Origin of the sequence: Halomonas sp. HMF6819, from assembly GCF_044335525.1 — a bacterium.
Classification (GTDB): domain Bacteria; phylum Pseudomonadota; class Gammaproteobacteria; order Pseudomonadales; family Halomonadaceae; genus Vreelandella.
Window position 1 is genome coordinate 517964 of sequence record NZ_JBIQVY010000001.1, and the last position, 16401, is coordinate 534364.

General features: G+C 62.3%; 13 protein-coding genes. 7 read left to right on the forward strand and 6 right to left on the reverse strand.

Features of this window, described 5'->3' with window-relative positions:
* Positions 1-20: 20 nt before the first annotated feature.
* Positions 21-878 carry an archaetidylserine decarboxylase gene (gene asd, locus ACGLWX_RS02440; protein ID WP_396237019.1) on the forward strand — a complete coding sequence of 286 codons (858 nt, stop codon included), beginning with the start codon at positions 21-23 and terminating at the stop codon, positions 876-878.
* Here asd and ACGLWX_RS02445 read toward each other — a convergent pair.
* Positions 868-1473, reverse strand: a complete 606-nt coding sequence (locus ACGLWX_RS02445) for a TetR/AcrR family transcriptional regulator (RefSeq protein ID WP_396237021.1) — start codon at positions 1471-1473, stop codon at positions 868-870. The two genes, asd and ACGLWX_RS02445, sit on opposite strands and share 11 nt — an antisense overlap.
* A 208-nt stretch (positions 1474-1681) precedes the next feature.
* Here ACGLWX_RS02445 and ACGLWX_RS02450 point away from each other — a divergent pair, with 208 nt between their 5' ends.
* Together ACGLWX_RS02450 and ACGLWX_RS02455 are read left to right on the forward strand one after the other, a co-directional pair.
* The gene (locus ACGLWX_RS02450) at positions 1682-2845 is read left to right on the forward strand and encodes an efflux RND transporter periplasmic adaptor subunit (protein ID WP_396237023.1); all 1164 of its coding nucleotides are present in this window, start codon (positions 1682-1684) and stop codon (positions 2843-2845) included.
* Positions 2842-4392, forward strand: coding sequence for a DHA2 family efflux MFS transporter permease subunit (locus tag ACGLWX_RS02455; protein ID WP_396237025.1), 1551 nt, complete (start codon positions 2842-2844; stop codon positions 4390-4392). The genes ACGLWX_RS02450 and ACGLWX_RS02455 overlap by 4 nt, the downstream gene beginning before the upstream one ends.
* A 6-nt stretch (positions 4393-4398) precedes the next feature.
* On the opposite strand, the gene epmA is transcribed toward ACGLWX_RS02455, so the two are convergent.
* Both epmA and efp read right to left on the reverse strand, forming a co-directional pair.
* Entirely contained in the window at positions 4399-5379 is a 981-nt protein-coding gene (gene epmA / locus ACGLWX_RS02460; protein ID WP_396237026.1) for an EF-P lysine aminoacylase EpmA, read from the reverse strand.
* Positions 5380-5462: 83 nt separating this feature from the next.
* Complete coding sequence (efp, locus tag ACGLWX_RS02465; protein ID WP_252107466.1) at positions 5463-6029, reverse strand: elongation factor P; 567 nt, start codon at positions 6027-6029, stop codon at positions 5463-5465.
* 123 nt (positions 6030-6152) lie between these two features.
* Between efp and epmB the strand changes: the two genes are divergently transcribed.
* Positions 6153-7172, forward strand: a complete 1020-nt coding sequence (gene epmB / locus ACGLWX_RS02470; RefSeq protein WP_396237028.1) for an EF-P beta-lysylation protein EpmB — start codon at positions 6153-6155, stop codon at positions 7170-7172.
* Between the two features lie 58 nt (positions 7173-7230).
* On the opposite strand, the gene ACGLWX_RS02475 is transcribed toward epmB, so the two are convergent.
* Together ACGLWX_RS02475 and ACGLWX_RS02480 are read right to left on the reverse strand one after the other, a co-directional pair.
* On the reverse strand, positions 7231-8310 hold the full coding sequence (locus ACGLWX_RS02475; protein ID WP_396237030.1) for a hypothetical protein: 1080 nt from the start codon (positions 8308-8310) through the stop codon (positions 7231-7233).
* 100 nt (positions 8311-8410) lie between these two features.
* On the reverse strand, positions 8411-10567 hold the full coding sequence (locus ACGLWX_RS02480; protein WP_396237032.1) for a TonB-dependent siderophore receptor: 2157 nt from the start codon (positions 10565-10567) through the stop codon (positions 8411-8413).
* A 170-nt stretch (positions 10568-10737) separates the two neighbouring features.
* Between ACGLWX_RS02480 and ACGLWX_RS02485 the strand changes: the two genes are divergently transcribed.
* The gene (locus ACGLWX_RS02485) at positions 10738-11706 is read left to right on the forward strand and encodes a helix-turn-helix transcriptional regulator (RefSeq protein WP_396237034.1); all 969 of its coding nucleotides are present in this window, start codon (positions 10738-10740) and stop codon (positions 11704-11706) included.
* 87 nt (positions 11707-11793) lie between these two features.
* On the opposite strand, the gene ACGLWX_RS02490 is transcribed toward ACGLWX_RS02485, so the two are convergent.
* The gene (locus tag ACGLWX_RS02490) at positions 11794-12651 is read right to left on the reverse strand and encodes an ion transporter (protein ID WP_396237036.1); all 858 of its coding nucleotides are present in this window, start codon (positions 12649-12651) and stop codon (positions 11794-11796) included.
* Positions 12652-13152: 501 nt separating this feature from the next.
* On the opposite strand from ACGLWX_RS02490, the gene ACGLWX_RS02495 reads away from it, so the two are divergent.
* Positions 13153-13368 carry a hypothetical protein gene (locus tag ACGLWX_RS02495; RefSeq protein ID WP_252107457.1) on the forward strand — a complete coding sequence of 72 codons (216 nt, stop codon included), beginning with the start codon at positions 13153-13155 and terminating at the stop codon, positions 13366-13368.
* Between the two features lie 207 nt (positions 13369-13575).
* Entirely contained in the window at positions 13576-16401 is a 2826-nt protein-coding gene (locus ACGLWX_RS02500; protein ID WP_396237038.1) for a monovalent cation/H+ antiporter subunit A, read from the forward strand.

Sequence of the window (16401 nt, forward strand, 5' to 3'; positions counted from 1 at the left end):
TCTGACGAAAAGAACGCCACGTGACGCTATCTCAAAAAGCTTTTTCGCTGATTCAATACCCCTTGCCGCACCACGCGATCTCGCGGCTGACCGGCGCCTTCGCCCGCAGCGAGACGCCTTGGCTTAAGAACGCGCTGATCAAGGCGTTCATCAAGCGCTTCAACGTCGACATGAGCCAGGCGCTCGAACCCGACCCGACGGCCTACCCACACTTCAACGCGTTCTTTACTCGCGCGCTCAAGGATGATGCACGCCCGCTCGGGGAAGGTCTTTTGAGCCCCGCCGACGGCGCGCTTTCACGCCACGGGCGTCTCGAGCAGGGGCGGTTGATCCAGGCCAAGGGTCATCGCTACTCGGCGCAGGCTTTATTGGGCGGCGACGCCGCGCTTGCCAGCGAGTTCGACAACGGCAGCTTCGCCACGGTGTATCTGTCGCCAAGCGACTACCACCGCGTGCACATGCCCATGGCAGGCACGCTTCGCGAGATGATCTACGTGCCCGGACGCATCTTCTCGGTCAACCAGGCCACGGCGCGCTACGTGCCGAACCTGTTCGCGCGTAACGAGCGGCTGGTGTGTATTTTCGACAGCCCCCAGGGCGCGTTCGCCATGGTGCTGGTCGGCGCCATGGTGGTGGCCGCCATCGAAACCGTGTGGGCGGGTCAGATCACGCCGCTGGCGGGCACGCCTCAGCGCACCCGCTTCGAGCAGCCGATTACGCTTACGCGCGGCGAAGAGATGGGGCGTTTCAAGCTGGGCTCGACGGTGGTGATGTGCTTCGAGGACCCGGTCGACTTTGACGACCTGGCGCCAGAGGCGCCGGTGCAGATGGGCCAGCGCCTGGGCGATACGCCCGCCGGCGCGCCGGTTAGCGCCTGACGCCTTCCAGAAAGATCGCCGCACAGCGCCTGGCCCGGGCGCTACAGCGCGCCTCGTCGATGTCCAGGTCCCGGCCGAGCAGCGCATTGATGTGCCACTCGCCCATCAGCATGCCCATGAAAATACCCGCGGCCTCTCGAGGCGCTTCAAACGCCAGCCTTCCCTGGTCGACCTGGTCGCTTAGATAATCTGCCAGCGCCTCGCGGGTACGGTCCGGGCCGCGCACCAGAAACAGCTCGCCAAGCGCCGGGGCACGCTCAGCCTCGAAGGCAAGCCCGCGCACCAGCCGAATGACGGCGGGGTCGAAGACCAGCATCAGCATGCGCCGGCCGAGCTCGAAAAGCACCTGCTCTGGCGCTTGGCGGTCCCGCCGCCCCTCCTCGATCACCGCCCAGGCGGTTTCGATATGGCGCTCCATCGCCGCGGTAAAAAGCCCCTCCTTGCTGCCGAACTGCTTGTAGAGCGTGGCCAGCGACCCACCGGCGCGAGCAACCACATCGTTAACGCTGGCCCCAGCGTAGCCCTGCTCCAAAAACACGTCCCGCGCGGCGTCCAGCAGCCGCTCGCGCCTTGCCACACCCCGGGGCGTCCGCATGTCACACTTTTCCTGTTCTTCCACTGCCCTTCCCACTCCCATCAATTTACCCTTTTTTCTACCTTCGATTGGTGCGCCAACACGTCCCTACGCCACCAATAAAATTCACGCTAGATCTTCGGCGCTGGATATGTAGTGTAGCATTCATTACACTATCGAGCTTTACCCTTTCGGCATATGCCCGAAACGTTCCAGCGCAGGAGTAGCCATGGCTCAGGGCGACATTCAAGGCGATACCGCCAACCTTACCCCCGATGCGCCTACAGCGCAGGCCAAGCCTAAAAAGCGTGGGCGCAAGTGGCTTCTGTTGGTGATCGGTCTGATCGGGCTGGCCGCGCTTGGCTGGTGGCTCGTCGGCTGGTGGCAGGTGGGGCGGTTTATGATCGACACCGACAACGCCTACGTGCGCACCGACAGCGTGGCGCTAAGCGCAGAGCTCTCGGCGCGGGTAGTCGATGTGGCGGTGATCGAGAACCAGGCCGTTCAACAAGGCGATCTACTCGTGCAGCTCGACGATGCCGGCTACCGCGACCAGTTGAACCAGGCCCGAGCACAGCAAGCCGTGGCCGCGGCGTCGTTTGCCCAAACCCAGCGCCAAGTTGCACTGCAGCAGGCCGCCATCGATCAGGCGCGCACCCAGGTGGACGCCGCCCAGGCTGACGTCGATCGCGCTCGCGCGCATCTTGAGCGTTCGTCGTCGCTGGCTGCCAACAACTATGGCTCACGCCAGCAGCGTGAGGACGACCAGAGCGCGCTACGCGTGGCCGAGGCCAATCTGGCCAGCCGCCGCGCCAGCGTGGTTTCTGCCGAGCGCCAGCTGGCGGTGGCCGAAAGCGACGTCACCCGCGCCGAGGCAAGCCAAGAGGCCGCCGCTGCGGATCTGGCCTACGCCCAGCACCAGCTCGACAAGACGCGCCTCACTGCCCCGCGCGACGGCGTCATCGGCAACCTGCGGGTGAAGGCCGGCATGCTTGCACAGCCGTCGCTGACGCTGATGCAGCTCGTACCTATCGAGTCCGCTTATGTCAGCGCCAACTACAAGGAGACTCAGCTCGAACGCATTCGTTTGGGGCAGCCCGCCACCGTTCATCTGGACGCCTACCCGGACATCGCCTTTGATGGCGTGGTCGAGAGCCTGTCGCCGGCCACCGGCACCGAGTTCAGTCTGCTGCCCCAGGACAACGCCACCGGCAACTTCAACAAGATCGTGCAGCGGGTGCCGGTGCGCATTCGCGTGACCGGCCCTCGAGAGTCGCTAGGCCTTTTGCGCGCCGGCCTTTCCGCCGTGCCCGAGATCGACACGCGCGACCTTGATCCCGAGCACGACGACCGGCAAGCAAGCGCCGCTCCCCACACCCAAGCGACCCCATGAGCACGACCGCCCCACCAGGTAGCCAAGGCGTCAGCGACATACCGCCCTGGCCGCAGCGCATCGGCTTCATCGCCGCGGTGTTCGGCATGTTCATGGCCATTCTGGATATTCAGATCGTCGCCAGCTCGCTCAACGAGATCCAGTCCGGGCTCTCCGCAAGCCAGGATCAGATCTCCTGGGTACAGACCTCGTATCTGATCGCCGAGATCGTGATGATTCCGCTCTCCGGCATGCTGATGCGCATTCTCTCCACGCGGGTCGCCTTTACCCTCTCCTGCGCCGGGTTCACCCTGGCGAGTTTGGGCTGCGCGCTGGCGGGCTCCATCGAGCAACTGATCGTGCTGCGCGCCATCCAGGGCTTCATGGGCGGGGCGATGATTCCGATCACCCAGGCGATCAGCTTCTCGATCTTCCCGCGGCGGGTGATGGGCAGCGTGCAGGCGGTGATTGGCATGGTGGTCACCATGGCGCCGTCGATCGGGCCGACGGTGGGCGGCTACATTACCGAAACCCATAGCTGGCATTGGCTGTTTCTAGCGAACGTGATTCCCGGCATTCTGGTGTGCTGGGCGGCCTGGAACTTTCTGGATATCGACAAGCCCAACCACGCGCTCGCGCGCCGACTCGACGTGTTGGGCCTTACGCTAATCGCGCTGTTTCTCGGCTCGCTGGAGTTCGTGCTCGAAGAAGGCCCGGGGGATGACTGGTTCGCCAGCCACGAGATCGTCATGTTCAGCCTGATGTGTCTAGTAACGGGGGTCTGGTTTTTCACTCGAACGCTGAGAAGCCCCCACCCGATCGTCGATCTGCGCGCTTTCGCCAACCGCAACTTCGCGATCGGGGCCGGCATGGGCTTCATCATCGGCATCGCGCTTTACGGGCTCGTCTATATCATGCCGCTGTTCTTTGGCTACGTGCGGGGCTATTCGAGCTTGCAGATCGGCCAGGTGATGTTCGTCACCGGAATGACGATGTTCTTCTGCGCGCCGCTGGTCGGCAAGGCGACCAACCATCTGGATTTGCGCCTTTTGCTGTTCTTCGGCTTTTTGCTGGTCGGCGTCGGTACGATGATGAATTCGAATCTCACCGTGGAGTCCGGCTTCTGGCAATTCTGCTTGCCGCAGATCGTACGCGGCATGGGCCTGATCATGTGCATCATCCCCGCCTCGCGTATCGCGCTCGGCACGCTGCCGGCCCATGAAGTCGGCAACGCCAGCGGGCTCTTTAACGTGATGCGCAACCTCGGCGGCGCCGTGGGGCTGGCACTTCTGGACACGGTGCGCGACATTCGCGAGGACTTTCACTGGAACCAGCTGATTCCGGCCATCGATACCAGCCGCGAAGTGGTGGTGGCCGAGATCGCCCGATACGAAGCGCTGCTCTCAGGCGCCGTCGCCGACGCCCACCAAGCGGCGGTGGGTTTGATTGCTCAGCGCGTCGCGCAGCAGGCCCAGGTGCTCGCCTTCAACGATATCTTTACCTGGCTGGGGCTCGTTTATATCGCCACGGTTCCGCTGGTATTTCTGCTCAAGCGCATTCGCGCCTAAAAAGGATTAACAGCGTGGGGTAGAGAAGGCCAGTACTTCTTCCAGGCGCGCCTTGCCAAGCGCAAGCTGAATCAGCCGGTCGATCCCCAGCGCCACGCCGGATCCATCGGGCATGCCGTGTTCGAGCGCAGCCAGAAGCCGCTCGTCGATGTCTACCGGCTCGAGCCCCTGGCGCGCGCGCTCGGCGTTGTCCTCAACAAAGCGCGCGCGCTGCTCGAAGGGGTTCGTCAGCTCGTCATAGCCGTTGGCAAGCTCCATTCCTGCCACATAAAGCTCGAAGCGCGAGGCAACCCACTCGCCCTCCTCGTCCTGGTGACGCCGGGCCAGCGCCGCTTGGCTTGCCGGATAATCCACCACGGCGCTGATTTCACCGCGACCGAGCGTGGGCTCGATCACCACGCTCATCAACAGATCCAGACAGGTTTCCCGCGGCTCATCGGCCAGACTTTGCGGCGCCATCTGGCCGCGCTGCTCGGCCAGGTGCCGGAGCGCCTCGAGCGGCGCGGTGAAGGGGTCGATCGCCAAGTGCGTTTCGAACAGCGAGCGGTAGCGGTAGCGCTTCACCACTTGAGGCGCGCCCGGCATCAGCGCGTTCACGAGTGCGGCAGTTTCGTCGATCAGCGCAGGAAGCGTCATTGCCGGCCGGTACCACTCGAGCATAGTGAACTCGATATTGTGGCGCCCACCTACCTCGCCATCGCGAAAGCTTCTGGCCAGCTGGAAAATCGGCCCGCTACCGGCGGCCAGCAAGCGCTTCATGTGAAATTCCGGCGAGGTTTGAAGCCAGAGTCGGCGCAGGCCCTTGTCGGTACGCGTGAGGGCAGAAAGCGAAGCCAAGTGCACGTCGGTACTACCGCCCTGGCCAAGCGTTGGGGTTTCCACCTCCAGCACGTCTCGCTTGGCAAAGAACTCGCGCACTCGGGCCAGCAGGCGCGCGCGCGCCTTGAGCGTTTCGATCTCCGCGCTGGGGCGCCACTCGATGGCCATTGCCGTATCCTCAAAAAATAAAAGCCACGCATCGGCGTGGCTTTAAGGTGGGGCTCGGCGAAGGGACGACGAGCCGGTCAAGATCACGCGCGCGAGACGTACTCGCCGGAACGGGTATCGATCTTCAGCACTTCGCCCTGGTTGATGAACAGCGGCACGCGTACCACGGCACCCGAAGAGAGCGTGGCCGGCTTGGAGCCGCCCTGAGCGGTGTCGCCTTTCAGGCCCGGGTCGGTCTCGACCACTTCAAGCTCGATGAAGTTCGGGGCCGATACGGCAATCGCCTTGTCGTTCCACAAGGTAACGGTATAAGCCACCTGCTCTTTTAGCCACTTGCCGGTATCGCCCAGTGCTTTCTTCTCGACCGCGTACTGCTCGAAGGAGCCGTCGGTTTTCATGAAGTGCCACATGTCGCCATCGGTGTAGAGATACTCCATCTCGAGCTCCATGACGTCGGCGCCTTCAAGGGACTCGCCTGACTTGAAGGTCCGCTCCCAGACGCGGCCGGTCATCAGGTTGCGCAGCTTCACGCGGTTGAAGGCCTGGCCCTTGCCCGGCTTGACCAGTTCATTGTCGACGATCGAACACGGGTCGCCGTCGAGCATTACTTTCAAACCGCCCTTGAATTCGTTGGTAGAATAGTTCGCCATGATCTCTCTCACTAATCGGTTGCTGAATAACGCACTTCAAAGCTGCGATGAGGCACTCTTTGAACGATGCCTTGAACAAGTGCGCGCATGATAACCCGAAGGAGGACTTTTTTGCAGGAGAACATGAGGATCCCGGCCGCCCGCGCCGACGACGCCCAGGAGAACGCCACACCCTCTTGGCAGCGCCAGCTCTCCCGCGCGATTCGGGACCCAAGCGTTTTACTCGAACGCCTGGGGCTGGACGATCGGTGGCTATCCGGCGCCCGCCAGGGCCACGAGCTTTTCGAGGTGCGTGTGCCCGAGGCGTATCTGTCGCGCATCAACTACAACGCCCCGGATGATCCGCTGCTGCGCCAGGTGCTGCCGCTGGGTGACGAGGCGCGAACGCTTGAGGGCTTCGTTCAGGACCCGCTCGAGGAAGCCGAGCACCGCCCCGCCCGGGGGTTGATCCACAAATATCAGGGCCGAGTGCTCCTGATCGCAAGCCCCGCCTGCGCGATCAACTGCCGCTACTGCTTTCGCCGCCACTTCCCTTACGCCGACAACGCGCCGTCGCGCGCCCAGTGGCAGGAGGCGCTCGACTATTTGCGCCAAGCCCCAAGCATCCATGAAGCGATCCTCTCCGGCGGCGACCCGCTCGCGGCAAGCGACCGCCAGCTTGCCTGGCTGACCGGCGAGCTCGAGGCGATCCCCCATATCAAGCGCCTGCGTATCCACAGCCGCCTGCCGGTGGTGATCCCTGATCGCATCGACGACGCCCTGCTCGCCTGGCTCTCGACCACGCGCCTGCAAACAGTGATGGTACTGCACATCAACCACGCCAACGAAATCGACCAAGCGGTGGTCGACGCCTGCGCGCGGCTCAAAAAGGCCGGTGTGACGCTTTTAAATCAGAGCGTGCTGCTACGCGGCGTCAACGACGCTGTCGACACACTCGCCGCGCTTTCGGAACGGCTATTCGAGGCGGGGGTGCTGCCCTACTACCTGCACGTGCTCGACCCGGTCCAGGGCGCGGCGCATTTTGATGTGCCGGACGATGAGGCTCGCGCGCTCGTGAGTGAGCTGCGAAACCACCTGCCCGGTTTTTTGATGCCGCGGCTGGTACGGGAAATCCCGGGGGAAGGGAGCAAGACGCCGCTTTGAGAAGCTGCCTGAGCGATGATCAAAAATCGTGAAAGTTGGCCAGATGGGCGGTCTCGATCTATTCGATCAGGCGTTTCGAATGACGCAACAGGCGCGTGGCGCTCCATAAAAGCGGCGCCAGCACGAAGCGCCAGAAAAAACGCCCCACGATCAGTACCGGCAGCAGCACGATCAGCCAGAGTGCGAACTGCCCCACCCAAGCGGGCAGGCCAAGCCAGCGGGCGACGTTGGCGCCCAGCGCGCTGACCAGCGACGGGTGGCGGATCACGACGTAAGCGGTCGCGGTGAGCGCGGCGAATTTGGCGGTGCGTGAGAGCGTGGCGAAGCGGGCGCCGCCGGAAAGTAACCCCGTGCGTACGCCTGCCTGGGCGCTGCGCGCTTCCACGCTTGTCACCCGCGTGCCGCGGGCAAGCCGACCGGCGCGCAGCACCTTGACCGTACTTGCCATCAAGAGGAGATCGACCCCGGCCCAGCCGATGTCCGCCGCGCCGATCGCCTCGTCGCGGCGCCACTGCCCTTCCAGCCCGCGTACGCCGCTGGTGAAAAAATCCCCCACCCCGGTAACGATACGCTCGCCTTGCAGCCAGTGGATGTCGCCGCTCGCGTCCACCGCAAACTGATTCAACAGCGCGTGGCCCTCCTCGCTGAGTAGTGCGATGCCCATCAGCCCACGCTGGTCGGCGCTCCATTCGCTGGCGTTCTCCGGTTGCGACTCTTCATCGTTCCACCAGCGGCTAGCCGCCTGATAGCGCTCGCCGAGCCAGTGCCGGGCTCTGAGCGTGGCGATGTCGTGCTCGCGGTAGTAGGCAATCGGCAGTACGGCGTCCGCGCCAAAGCGCGCCAGCACGTTCTGAAAGGCGGGTAGATAGGCGTAGGCGAGCAGCGCCTCACGGGCGGCAGGGCCATGACGTTCGAGGGCCAGGTGCGCGTTCATCCAGAGCACGGGGGTGTCGGCGTAGTGTAGAAACACCGCGTTGATCTCGGCGCTCTCTTCGGCCAGCGAGGCGTCGATCGAGGGTAACACGCGCTGCGCTTCGAGCCGTACCAAACGCGGCTCGAAGGCTTCCGTCGAGGCCAGCGCGGTCAGCAACCCGGCCAATCCCACGGCCAGTGCAAGAATGATTCGTGCCGGGCGCATGGGCTCTCCTGCAGCATGGCAAAGAGCCCATTAAAGACGAACGCGGTAAAAACTCAAGATGAAAGGCGGCGCGCGACCACGAGCCGCCTTGAGGGTGGGCTTAGAAATCGTAGCTCAAGGTCGCCATCACGTTGGCAGGTGCGCCCGGCATGTTGAAGGTGTTAACGCCGCCAACGCGGTTGTAGTACTCGCGATCAAAAACGTTGTTGAAGTTCAGCTGGCCGCTGACGTTGTCATTGAAGTCGTAGCCGATCATCGCGTCGAACACGGCGTAGCCCGGGGCATCGACGCCGGCGCTCGAATTAAAACCGCTCATCGCTGTCATGCCGGCACCCACGCGCAGCCCATTAAGCGTCTCGCCGGCGAAGTCGTACTGGGTCCAGAGATTAACGACGTTTTGCGGCATCAGCAGGAAGATGGCGTCGTCGCGATCATCACCGCTTTGCTGAATCTCGGTATTGAGATAGGTGTAGCCGGCGATCACGTCCCACTGGTCGGTGACGCTGCCGGTGACCTCGAACTCGGCGCCCTGAATGCGCATCTTGCCGATCGGCACCGCGTAGCTTACGCCGGTGTCCGGCGGGGTGCCCGCGCGGTTGTCGTCGTAAAGGCGAAAGGCGCTGAGTCGGGCATTGAGGCCGCCGTTCAGATAGCTGCCCTTTACGCCGACTTCGTACTGGTCGCCTTCGCGCGGCTCGATCACGTTGCCGTCCGGGCCTTCGGCGGTCTGCGGCTTGAACACCTGGGAGTAGCTGGCGTAGAGCGAGTGGTTCTCATCCACATCGAAGACCACACCGGCGTAGGGCGTCACCCTGGTGTCGCCACGATCCTGGTAGGTATCGGCGGCCAGATCCTCGAAGTCGATATCGTAGTGGCTCACCCGGGCGCCGGCGATCAGCGCGAGCGGGTCTACCGGGCGTAGGGTCAGCTTGCCGTAAAGGCCACTCTCTTCCAGCCGGGTATCGGTGTGCGAGTAGCCCCGGCCGGTGGCGCGCGCCGCACCCAACACGTCGACATAGCTTAGCTCGTTGAGTTCGTCGCGGGTCACGCGGCTGCCGGTCAGGCTGCGCGAGCGCCCGGACTCGGTGTCGGTATCGAAGCGCTTGTAGTCGGCGCCGAGCACGAACTCGCTAACGCTATCGAAGGCGGCGAAGGGCTGGCTGTAGCTGGCGTCGAGTGCGACCGACTGCTGGTCGATGCGGCTGCCGATGCCGGCGACCGTCAGGCGGTCGTTGTCATCCAGAGCGCTGCCGCCGAAGGCGTAGTTATAGCTGGCGTTACGATTGGAGTAGCGCGCCGCGACTCGCCCGAAACCGCCGGTATCGAAGCGGTGGGTCAGCTCGGCGATCCAGTCGTTGGAGTAGCTGTCGAAATCGTTCCAGTCGGCGCCGTAGAAATCCGAGCGGGAGCCGTAGAGCAGCTCGTTGTTGGGCCCGACCGGATGGCCGTTGTTGACGCGGATGTCCTTGCTGTTGTGAATGTAGCCAAGGCCCAGGGTCGTCGAATCGTCGAGATCGACATCGATCGCCGCGTAAATATCGTTTTGGCGGTTGGTGTTGCGATCGACGAACTCGCCGTGGTGGGTGCGGTCAATCACCAGTCGCCCGCGTACGCGGCCGTCGTCGCCGTCGATGGGGCCAGAGACATCCACCTGGGCGGAGCGCTGCTGGTCGGTGCCGGCGCCGACGCTAATTCGCCCTTGGTGATCATACGTCGGGCGCTTGCGCACCAGATTGACGATGCCTCCCATTTCGCTGGTGCTGTTGAAGAGCCCGGAAGGCCCGCGCATGATCTCGACGCGATCAAAGGCCGCAAGCGAAGGCACCGAGCCCGTGATACTGGTCATCGGCGCGGGCAGTCCGTCGATGTTGTACTCGTCGTACTCGAAACCGCGGGCATAGATCGAGGAGCGGCCGTTGTCGTTGGAGAGCACGCGAAGCCCCGGCGTGCGCCGGCCCAACTGATCGAGGGTAGTGAAGTTCTGATCCTCGATGGCGTCTCGCGTGACGACGCTGACCGACTGCGGAATGTCGCGCAGTGACGCCGGCGTCTTGGTCCCCACGGTCGCCGCATCGACGCTATAGCCGCCGGTGACTTCAGAAGGCAGCATCTCGTAAAGCCGATTGCCCTCGACCGTGACGGTTTCCAGACGCGACGCCTCGGCGGTGGCCTGAGCCAGCACGTTGGGTGCAAACCCCATCAGTGCCGCGCTCCCCACCGCGATCACGCCTTGATATGTACGCGCCTTGCTTAACATTGTTTCAATCCCCTGTGATCTCTTGTCGTGCGCCCACTTTGCGAATGAGAATCCATTGCAATAAAATTCGAGGCAGCGGATTATGTCACTCCCCGCACTCGTCGACCTTTGCAAACGCGGCGCGTTACTGTGCAAAGAGAGCAAACAGCGTAAACACCATAAGCAGGCTCATGATCACGACCGACACTCTAAAAAAACCGTGTGATGACGGCGCGATCAGCGCCACGGAACTGCAAAGGCTGTCGGCGAGGCTTGTCGAGAAACAGCGCTTCGAGGCGCCCGAGTGGGACAAGCGCTACCCGCCGCTGAACGGGCGCATGTGGGTCAGCGACATCGCGCCGGGCATGCAGTTAAGGCTTGCGGATATCGAGGACCGCTTTGGGCTCAAAAGCCAGGCCGAACTGCCCGAAGGGATCAAAATCGCTTTAGTGATGAAAGGCTGCGCCCGGATCGGCTACGGCAACACGACCGCGCGGTTGGGGCCTTCAGAGCCGCACCGCGCGCTGCTCGCGCTGCTGCCGAACAAAACGCCCTTCACCCGCACGGGCCAGCCCGGTACCCGGGAGCGCACGCTTACGCTGTCGCTTTCGCCGGGATGGCTCAAGCGCCAAGGGTTCGAGGCGCTCGCGCGCGGCATCCGACACACGGTTCAGCTCCACTACTGGCGCCCTTCAACAGGCCTTTTGAGCTTGGCCGAGGCGCTGTTCGAGCGCGGTGACCAGCAACCGCCCCTGCGCCTGGCGCTGGAAGGCTTTGCGATGCTGCTGGCCGGCGAGGCGCTCGCCGTGGCACCAAGGGCGCCCCTGGCCCCTTCGGTTTCGCCGCGGCTAGCAAAGTTAATGGCGCTGATCGACCGCGGTGAGGCGCGGGGCATCACGCAACGAATGCTGGCCAAGCGCTTGGGGGTGAGCCTGAGCGCGCTGCAGCGCAGCTTTCAGCGCACCTACGGCGAGGCGCTGGGCCCCTACCTTCGCCGCTACCATCTGGAGCTTGCGCGAAAGGCGCTGACGCGCGAGTCGATCAGCATCGAACGCGCGGCGAGTCTGGCCGGCTACGCCAGCGCCACCAACTTCGCCACCGCTTTCAAGCGCGAGTTCGGCATCGCCCCGCGAGATTTTCGCCGCGAAGCGTCAACGTAGTATTGCCTGTACGATGCAAACGGGCGCCAGATAGAGGGTCGACTTAGCCCTCGCCGTTACCCTTATATAGGGTTTTCGAAGTAGCGGTCAGGACTCTCGCGTCGGCGTAGTCGGCGCATCCTCTGATTTTGTCAGCGCGGCTTCCATCCGGTCGAGCTGGACCTGAAGGTTTCTCACGTCGCCTCTGAGCGCCGAGAGCTCCGCCTCTTCGCCTTCGCCGTTATCCAGCGCCATCTGCGCGCTCTCCTTTTGCATGACGTCCAGCACGATGCCGATCATCATGTTCAGAAACACGAAGGCGTTCAAAAAGATGAACGTGAGAAAGTAGATCCAGGCGTAGGGAAACTGCTCCATGGTCGGGTAGAGCACCGCCGTGGCCCAGCTCTCGAAGGTGGCCACCTGGAAAAGCGTGAGCATGGCGAGGGCAATATTGCCCCAGAGCTGCTCATCGACCGTGTGAAACAGAAAGCTTCCGATCGCGGCGTAGATGTAAAAGATGATGAACATCAAAAGCGCCACGTAGCCCATCCGCGGGATCGACTTCACCAGCGCCGAGAGCAGCATCTGCAGCTCGGGAATCATCGACACCAGTCGCAGCACGCGGAAAATGCGCAATAGCCTGGCCAGCAGCACCATTTCCGACTCGTCCATCGGAATCAAGCTCGCTGTGACGATCAAAAAGTCGAAGACGTTCCAGCCCTTCTTGAAGAAGTCGCGAAGGCGCGGCTCGGCGGCCATGCGAATCAGCACCTCGACCAGAAAGAAGATCGTGACCGCTACATCCAGATAGCCCAGCCACCGCTCGAACTGGCTGACCTCTTCATAGGTACGCGCCCCAATCACCAGCGCCGACACCACGATGATCGCGATCACGAACGTCTCGAAAATCTTGTTACTGCGCAGCTGCTCGAAACGCGCCTGCCAGGTAGTCAGAGAAGCACTCATCTAAACCTATACGCCTTTAAACCGGGGAAAAGGAGCACGCGCTAGGCGCGAGCGCTGGCATTCTACCCTAAAATGCGGGTTCGATAGAGCAGACGATAACGAGGCGGCGTTGGAATCCATAGCGCTTGGTGTCGCAAAAACGCAACGAAAAGGCGCCAGAATAGGCTTGCGAGAAAAAGGAGGGAAGACGTGCCAATGCCGGCGTGTGGTGGGTGTTGACGTAGCTTCGGCCCGGGCAAAAAAAAGCCCCCTTGCGGGGGCGACGGGCTGCCATCATGGCAATGTGCACTCATCCATGAATGCGATATCCGTATCCAAAGCGGCATCCTGCCGCGAACGACTTAAAGTTATACCAGCCATGTACAGAATGCAAGAAAATGCGTAAACGAATGGCGTAAAAACGCGTTGGCGAATAGGCGTGCGATTACTATAATCCGCCTCGATCGTTTAAATGATGCTTATTCATTCATCTAACATCATGCTTTGGCTAAGGAAAGCCCCGTGACCAGACACCGCGACGTGATCGATACCACGCAACGAATACCTCGCAAGGAGCTCGAGGTTCTCGTCAACGCCCGTATAAGCATGGGCGACGTCGTCGCGATCCCCACCGGCCTTTTCCCCGTCGACCGCGCTCACGGTTGCGGCGGCTACTCCGTCGAGGTGCTCGAACTCGACGACAGCGACTACAGTTTCAGAGTCATCGGCACGCTTTAAAGCATTTTGCCCGCCGCGGTTGAATGGACGTAATTGACACCAACGGAGGCGGTCATTTTAAGTGTGCGTCTCAGACTAAAGCCGCAAGCTCTCCCGTTAGTGGTATCCTCTTTCGGTTTGTTTACACTGAATTGGCTTAAAAGCCCGAGTTCGTTCGAAAGCGCCCACGGCGCTCGCCACGTTTTACACCTTGTGCTGGATGCCCCGATGACATTGCTCTGGATTGCTTTACTTCCGCTTTTGGGAGTGTTGGTGCCTCTCATGGCGGGACGGCGCTCCCGCTTGACGTGTTCGCTCGCCACCATGGTCGCGCCGGCGATCGCCCTGGGCCTGTCGCTCTGGCAGATCCCTTCGCTCAACGCCGGGGAGTCGCTTCGTTTTTTCGCCGACTGGCTGCCGGAGCTGGGCCTTGCGCTGGCGTTTCGTCTCGACGGGCTGTCGCTGCTATTCAACCTCTTGATTCTCGGCATCGGGCTTTTGATTCTGCTTTACGCCCACTTCTACCTCTCCGAAGAAGAGCCGGTGGGGCGCTTTTACAGCTTTTTGATGCTGTTCATGGCCTCCATGGTCGGCATATCGCTTTCCAACAACCTGCTTCTACTATGGCTATTCTGGGAGCTGACGAGCCTGTCGTCGTTTCTGCTAATCGGTTTTTGGTCGCACCAGAACGATGCGCGCAAGGGTGCGCGCATGGCGCTGACCGTGACCGGCGCCGGCGGCCTTGCGCTACTGGCGGGGATTTTGTTGCTGGGCGATATCGTCGGCAGCTTCGATATGGACCAGGTGCTGGCAAGCGGCGCGCTGATCGTCGAGGATGCGCGCTATCCGGTCATGCTCACGCTGGTGCTATTGGGCGCGTTCACCAAGTCCGCGCAGTTTCCGTTTCAGTTCTGGCTGCCTAACGCCATGGCAGCCCCCACGCCGGTATCGGCGTATCTGCATTCGGCGACCATGGTAAAGGCGGGCATTTTTTTGATGGCGCGCCTGCATCCGGCGCTCTCCGATAGCGCGCTTTGGCAGCTCGTGGTGCCGATCGTTGGCATGATCACGCTGCTTTACGGCGCCTGGTTCGCGTTTTTAAAAACCGATCTCAAGGGCATTCTCGCGTTCTCTACGGTCAGTCATCTGGGGCTCATTACGGTGCTTTTAGGGATCGGCACGCCCATGGCGGTGCTGGCAGCGCTTTTCCATATTCTCAACCACGCCACCTTCAAGGCGGCGCTGTTCATGATTTCCGGCATCATCGACCACGAAGCGGGCACCCGCGAGCTCAAGATGCTCGGCCGGCTTAGAAAAACCATGCCGATCACCGCCCTTCTGCTGACGCTGGCCGCCGCGTCCATGGCCGGGGTGCCGCTTTTCAACGGCTTCCTTTCAAAAGAGATGTTTCTCACCGAAACGCTGGAATCACCGCTGCTGGGCGGGCTGAGCTGGCTGATGCCGGTGCTGGCGACCATCGCCAGCATCCTGTCGGTGGGTTACTCCGTGCGTCTGGTCATCGCGGTGTGTGTTAAAAAGGGCCGCCAGCCCTCGCCCAAGGCGCCCCATGAGCCGCCGCGGATGATGCGTTTGCCGGTCGAGATTCTGGTGGGCCTGTGCCTGCTGGTGGGTATTTTGCCCGCGTTCATGGCGACCGGCCTTTTATCGCTTGCAAGCCAGGCGGTACTGCAGGAGCCGCTCGATTTCCATCTCTCGATCTGGCACGGCTTCAATTTGCCGCTACTAATGAGCGTGGTCGCCCTTGTCATCGGTGGCGCGCTTTACTGGCAGCACGCGCACCTGCGCAAATTCAAGGAGTCCTTCGCGCCGGTCGATGCCGCCCGCGTTTTTGAGCGCGCTCTGGTGAGTCTGGGGCAGCGCTGTGAGCAGCTGATTGCCGTCTGGGATGGTCAGTCGCTGCAGCGCTACATGGGCTGGCTTTTGCTTGCAACGTTCATCATGGGCGCCATCGGCCTTTCGCAAATCACCGAGCTGACCGGAGATCTTGGCAATCAGCCGGTGGATGGCATCGTAGTGCTGGGCGCGGTGATGCTGATTTTCGGCGGTTTGGCCACCGCGATCACCCACCGCTACCGCCTGATCTCGCTTCTGATGCTGTCGGTGGTGGGTCTTTTCGTGGCGCTGACCTTCGCGCGCTTCTCGGCGCCGGATTTGGCCCTGACCCAGCTCTCGGTCGAGGTCGTTACGATGATTCTTCTGATGCTGGCGCTGTTTTTCCTGCCGCAAAAGACCCCGCCGGAGTCGAGCCCCAAGCGTAATTTGCGCGATATCGTGCTGGCCGGCGGGCTCGGCGGCGTGGTGGCGAGTCTCAACTACGCGGTCATGACTCGCGAGTCGTTTTCAATTTCGCAGTTTTTCATGGACAACAGCGTGCCCGGCGGCGGCGGCCATAACGTGGTCAACGTCATTCTGGTCGACTTCCGCGGCTTCGATACGCTGGGCGAGATCACCGTACTGGCGCTGGCCGGGCTTGCCATCTTCAAGCTGTTGAACCGCCTGCGGCTATTCATCCCCCACAGCGATAGCGAAGGCCGCATCTGGTCGCCAGACCGCTACCCGGCAATTCTCACCTCGATCTCCCTGGCGCTTCTGCCGCTGGCGCTGTTGGTGTCGGCGTTCATTTTCCTGCGTGGGCACAACGAGCCCGGCGGCGGCTTCATTGCCGGGCTGATCACCGCGGTGGCCTTGATTCTTCTCTACATGGCCCGCGGTGTGGAGTGGACCCAGCAGCGTCTCGACTTCCCCTTCCAACCGGTCGCCGTCGTGGGGGTAGCGGTGGCGACGCTAACCGGGCTCGGCAGTTGGCTTTTCGGCCATCCGTTCCTGACCTCGGCGTTTGGTTATTTCAGCCTGCCGGTGGTGGGCAAGTTCGAACTGGCCACGGCGCTGCTGTTCGATCTCGGGGTGTATCTGGCGGTGGTCGGCGCCACGCTGATGATTCTCGCGAACCTGGGCAAGGTCACCACCGCCCACCGTCCGGCTGTGAACGCGACCAAATCCGACGACGCCGGCACGAACAAGGAGAGTCTCTGA

Excerpts from the sequence above, each read along its gene's own strand:
- efp (WP_252107466.1), bottom strand. The coding sequence starts at position 6,029 with ATGGCGAACTATTCTACCAACGAATTCAAGGGCGGTTTGAAAGTAATG.
- ACGLWX_RS02485 (WP_396237034.1), top strand. The coding sequence starts at position 10,738 with ATGATCACGACCGACACTCTAAAAAAACCGTGTGATGACGGCGCGATC.
- ACGLWX_RS02455 (WP_396237025.1), top strand. The coding sequence starts at position 2,842 with ATGAGCACGACCGCCCCACCAGGTAGCCAAGGCGTCAGCGACATACCG.
- ACGLWX_RS02475 (WP_396237030.1), bottom strand. The coding sequence starts at position 8,310 with ATGCGCCCGGCACGAATCATTCTTGCACTGGCCGTGGGATTGGCCGGG.
- ACGLWX_RS02450 (WP_396237023.1), top strand. The coding sequence starts at position 1,682 with ATGGCTCAGGGCGACATTCAAGGCGATACCGCCAACCTTACCCCCGAT.
- ACGLWX_RS02500 (WP_396237038.1), top strand. The coding sequence starts at position 13,576 with ATGACATTGCTCTGGATTGCTTTACTTCCGCTTTTGGGAGTGTTGGTG.
- ACGLWX_RS02480 (WP_396237032.1), bottom strand. The coding sequence starts at position 10,567 with ATGTTAAGCAAGGCGCGTACATATCAAGGCGTGATCGCGGTGGGGAGC.
- ACGLWX_RS02490 (WP_396237036.1), bottom strand. The coding sequence starts at position 12,651 with ATGAGTGCTTCTCTGACTACCTGGCAGGCGCGTTTCGAGCAGCTGCGC.
- ACGLWX_RS02445 (WP_396237021.1), bottom strand. The coding sequence starts at position 1,473 with ATGCGGACGCCCCGGGGTGTGGCAAGGCGCGAGCGGCTGCTGGACGCC.
- epmB (WP_396237028.1), top strand. The coding sequence starts at position 6,153 with ATGAGGATCCCGGCCGCCCGCGCCGACGACGCCCAGGAGAACGCCACA.
- epmA (WP_396237026.1), bottom strand. The coding sequence starts at position 5,379 with ATGGCCATCGAGTGGCGCCCCAGCGCGGAGATCGAAACGCTCAAGGCG.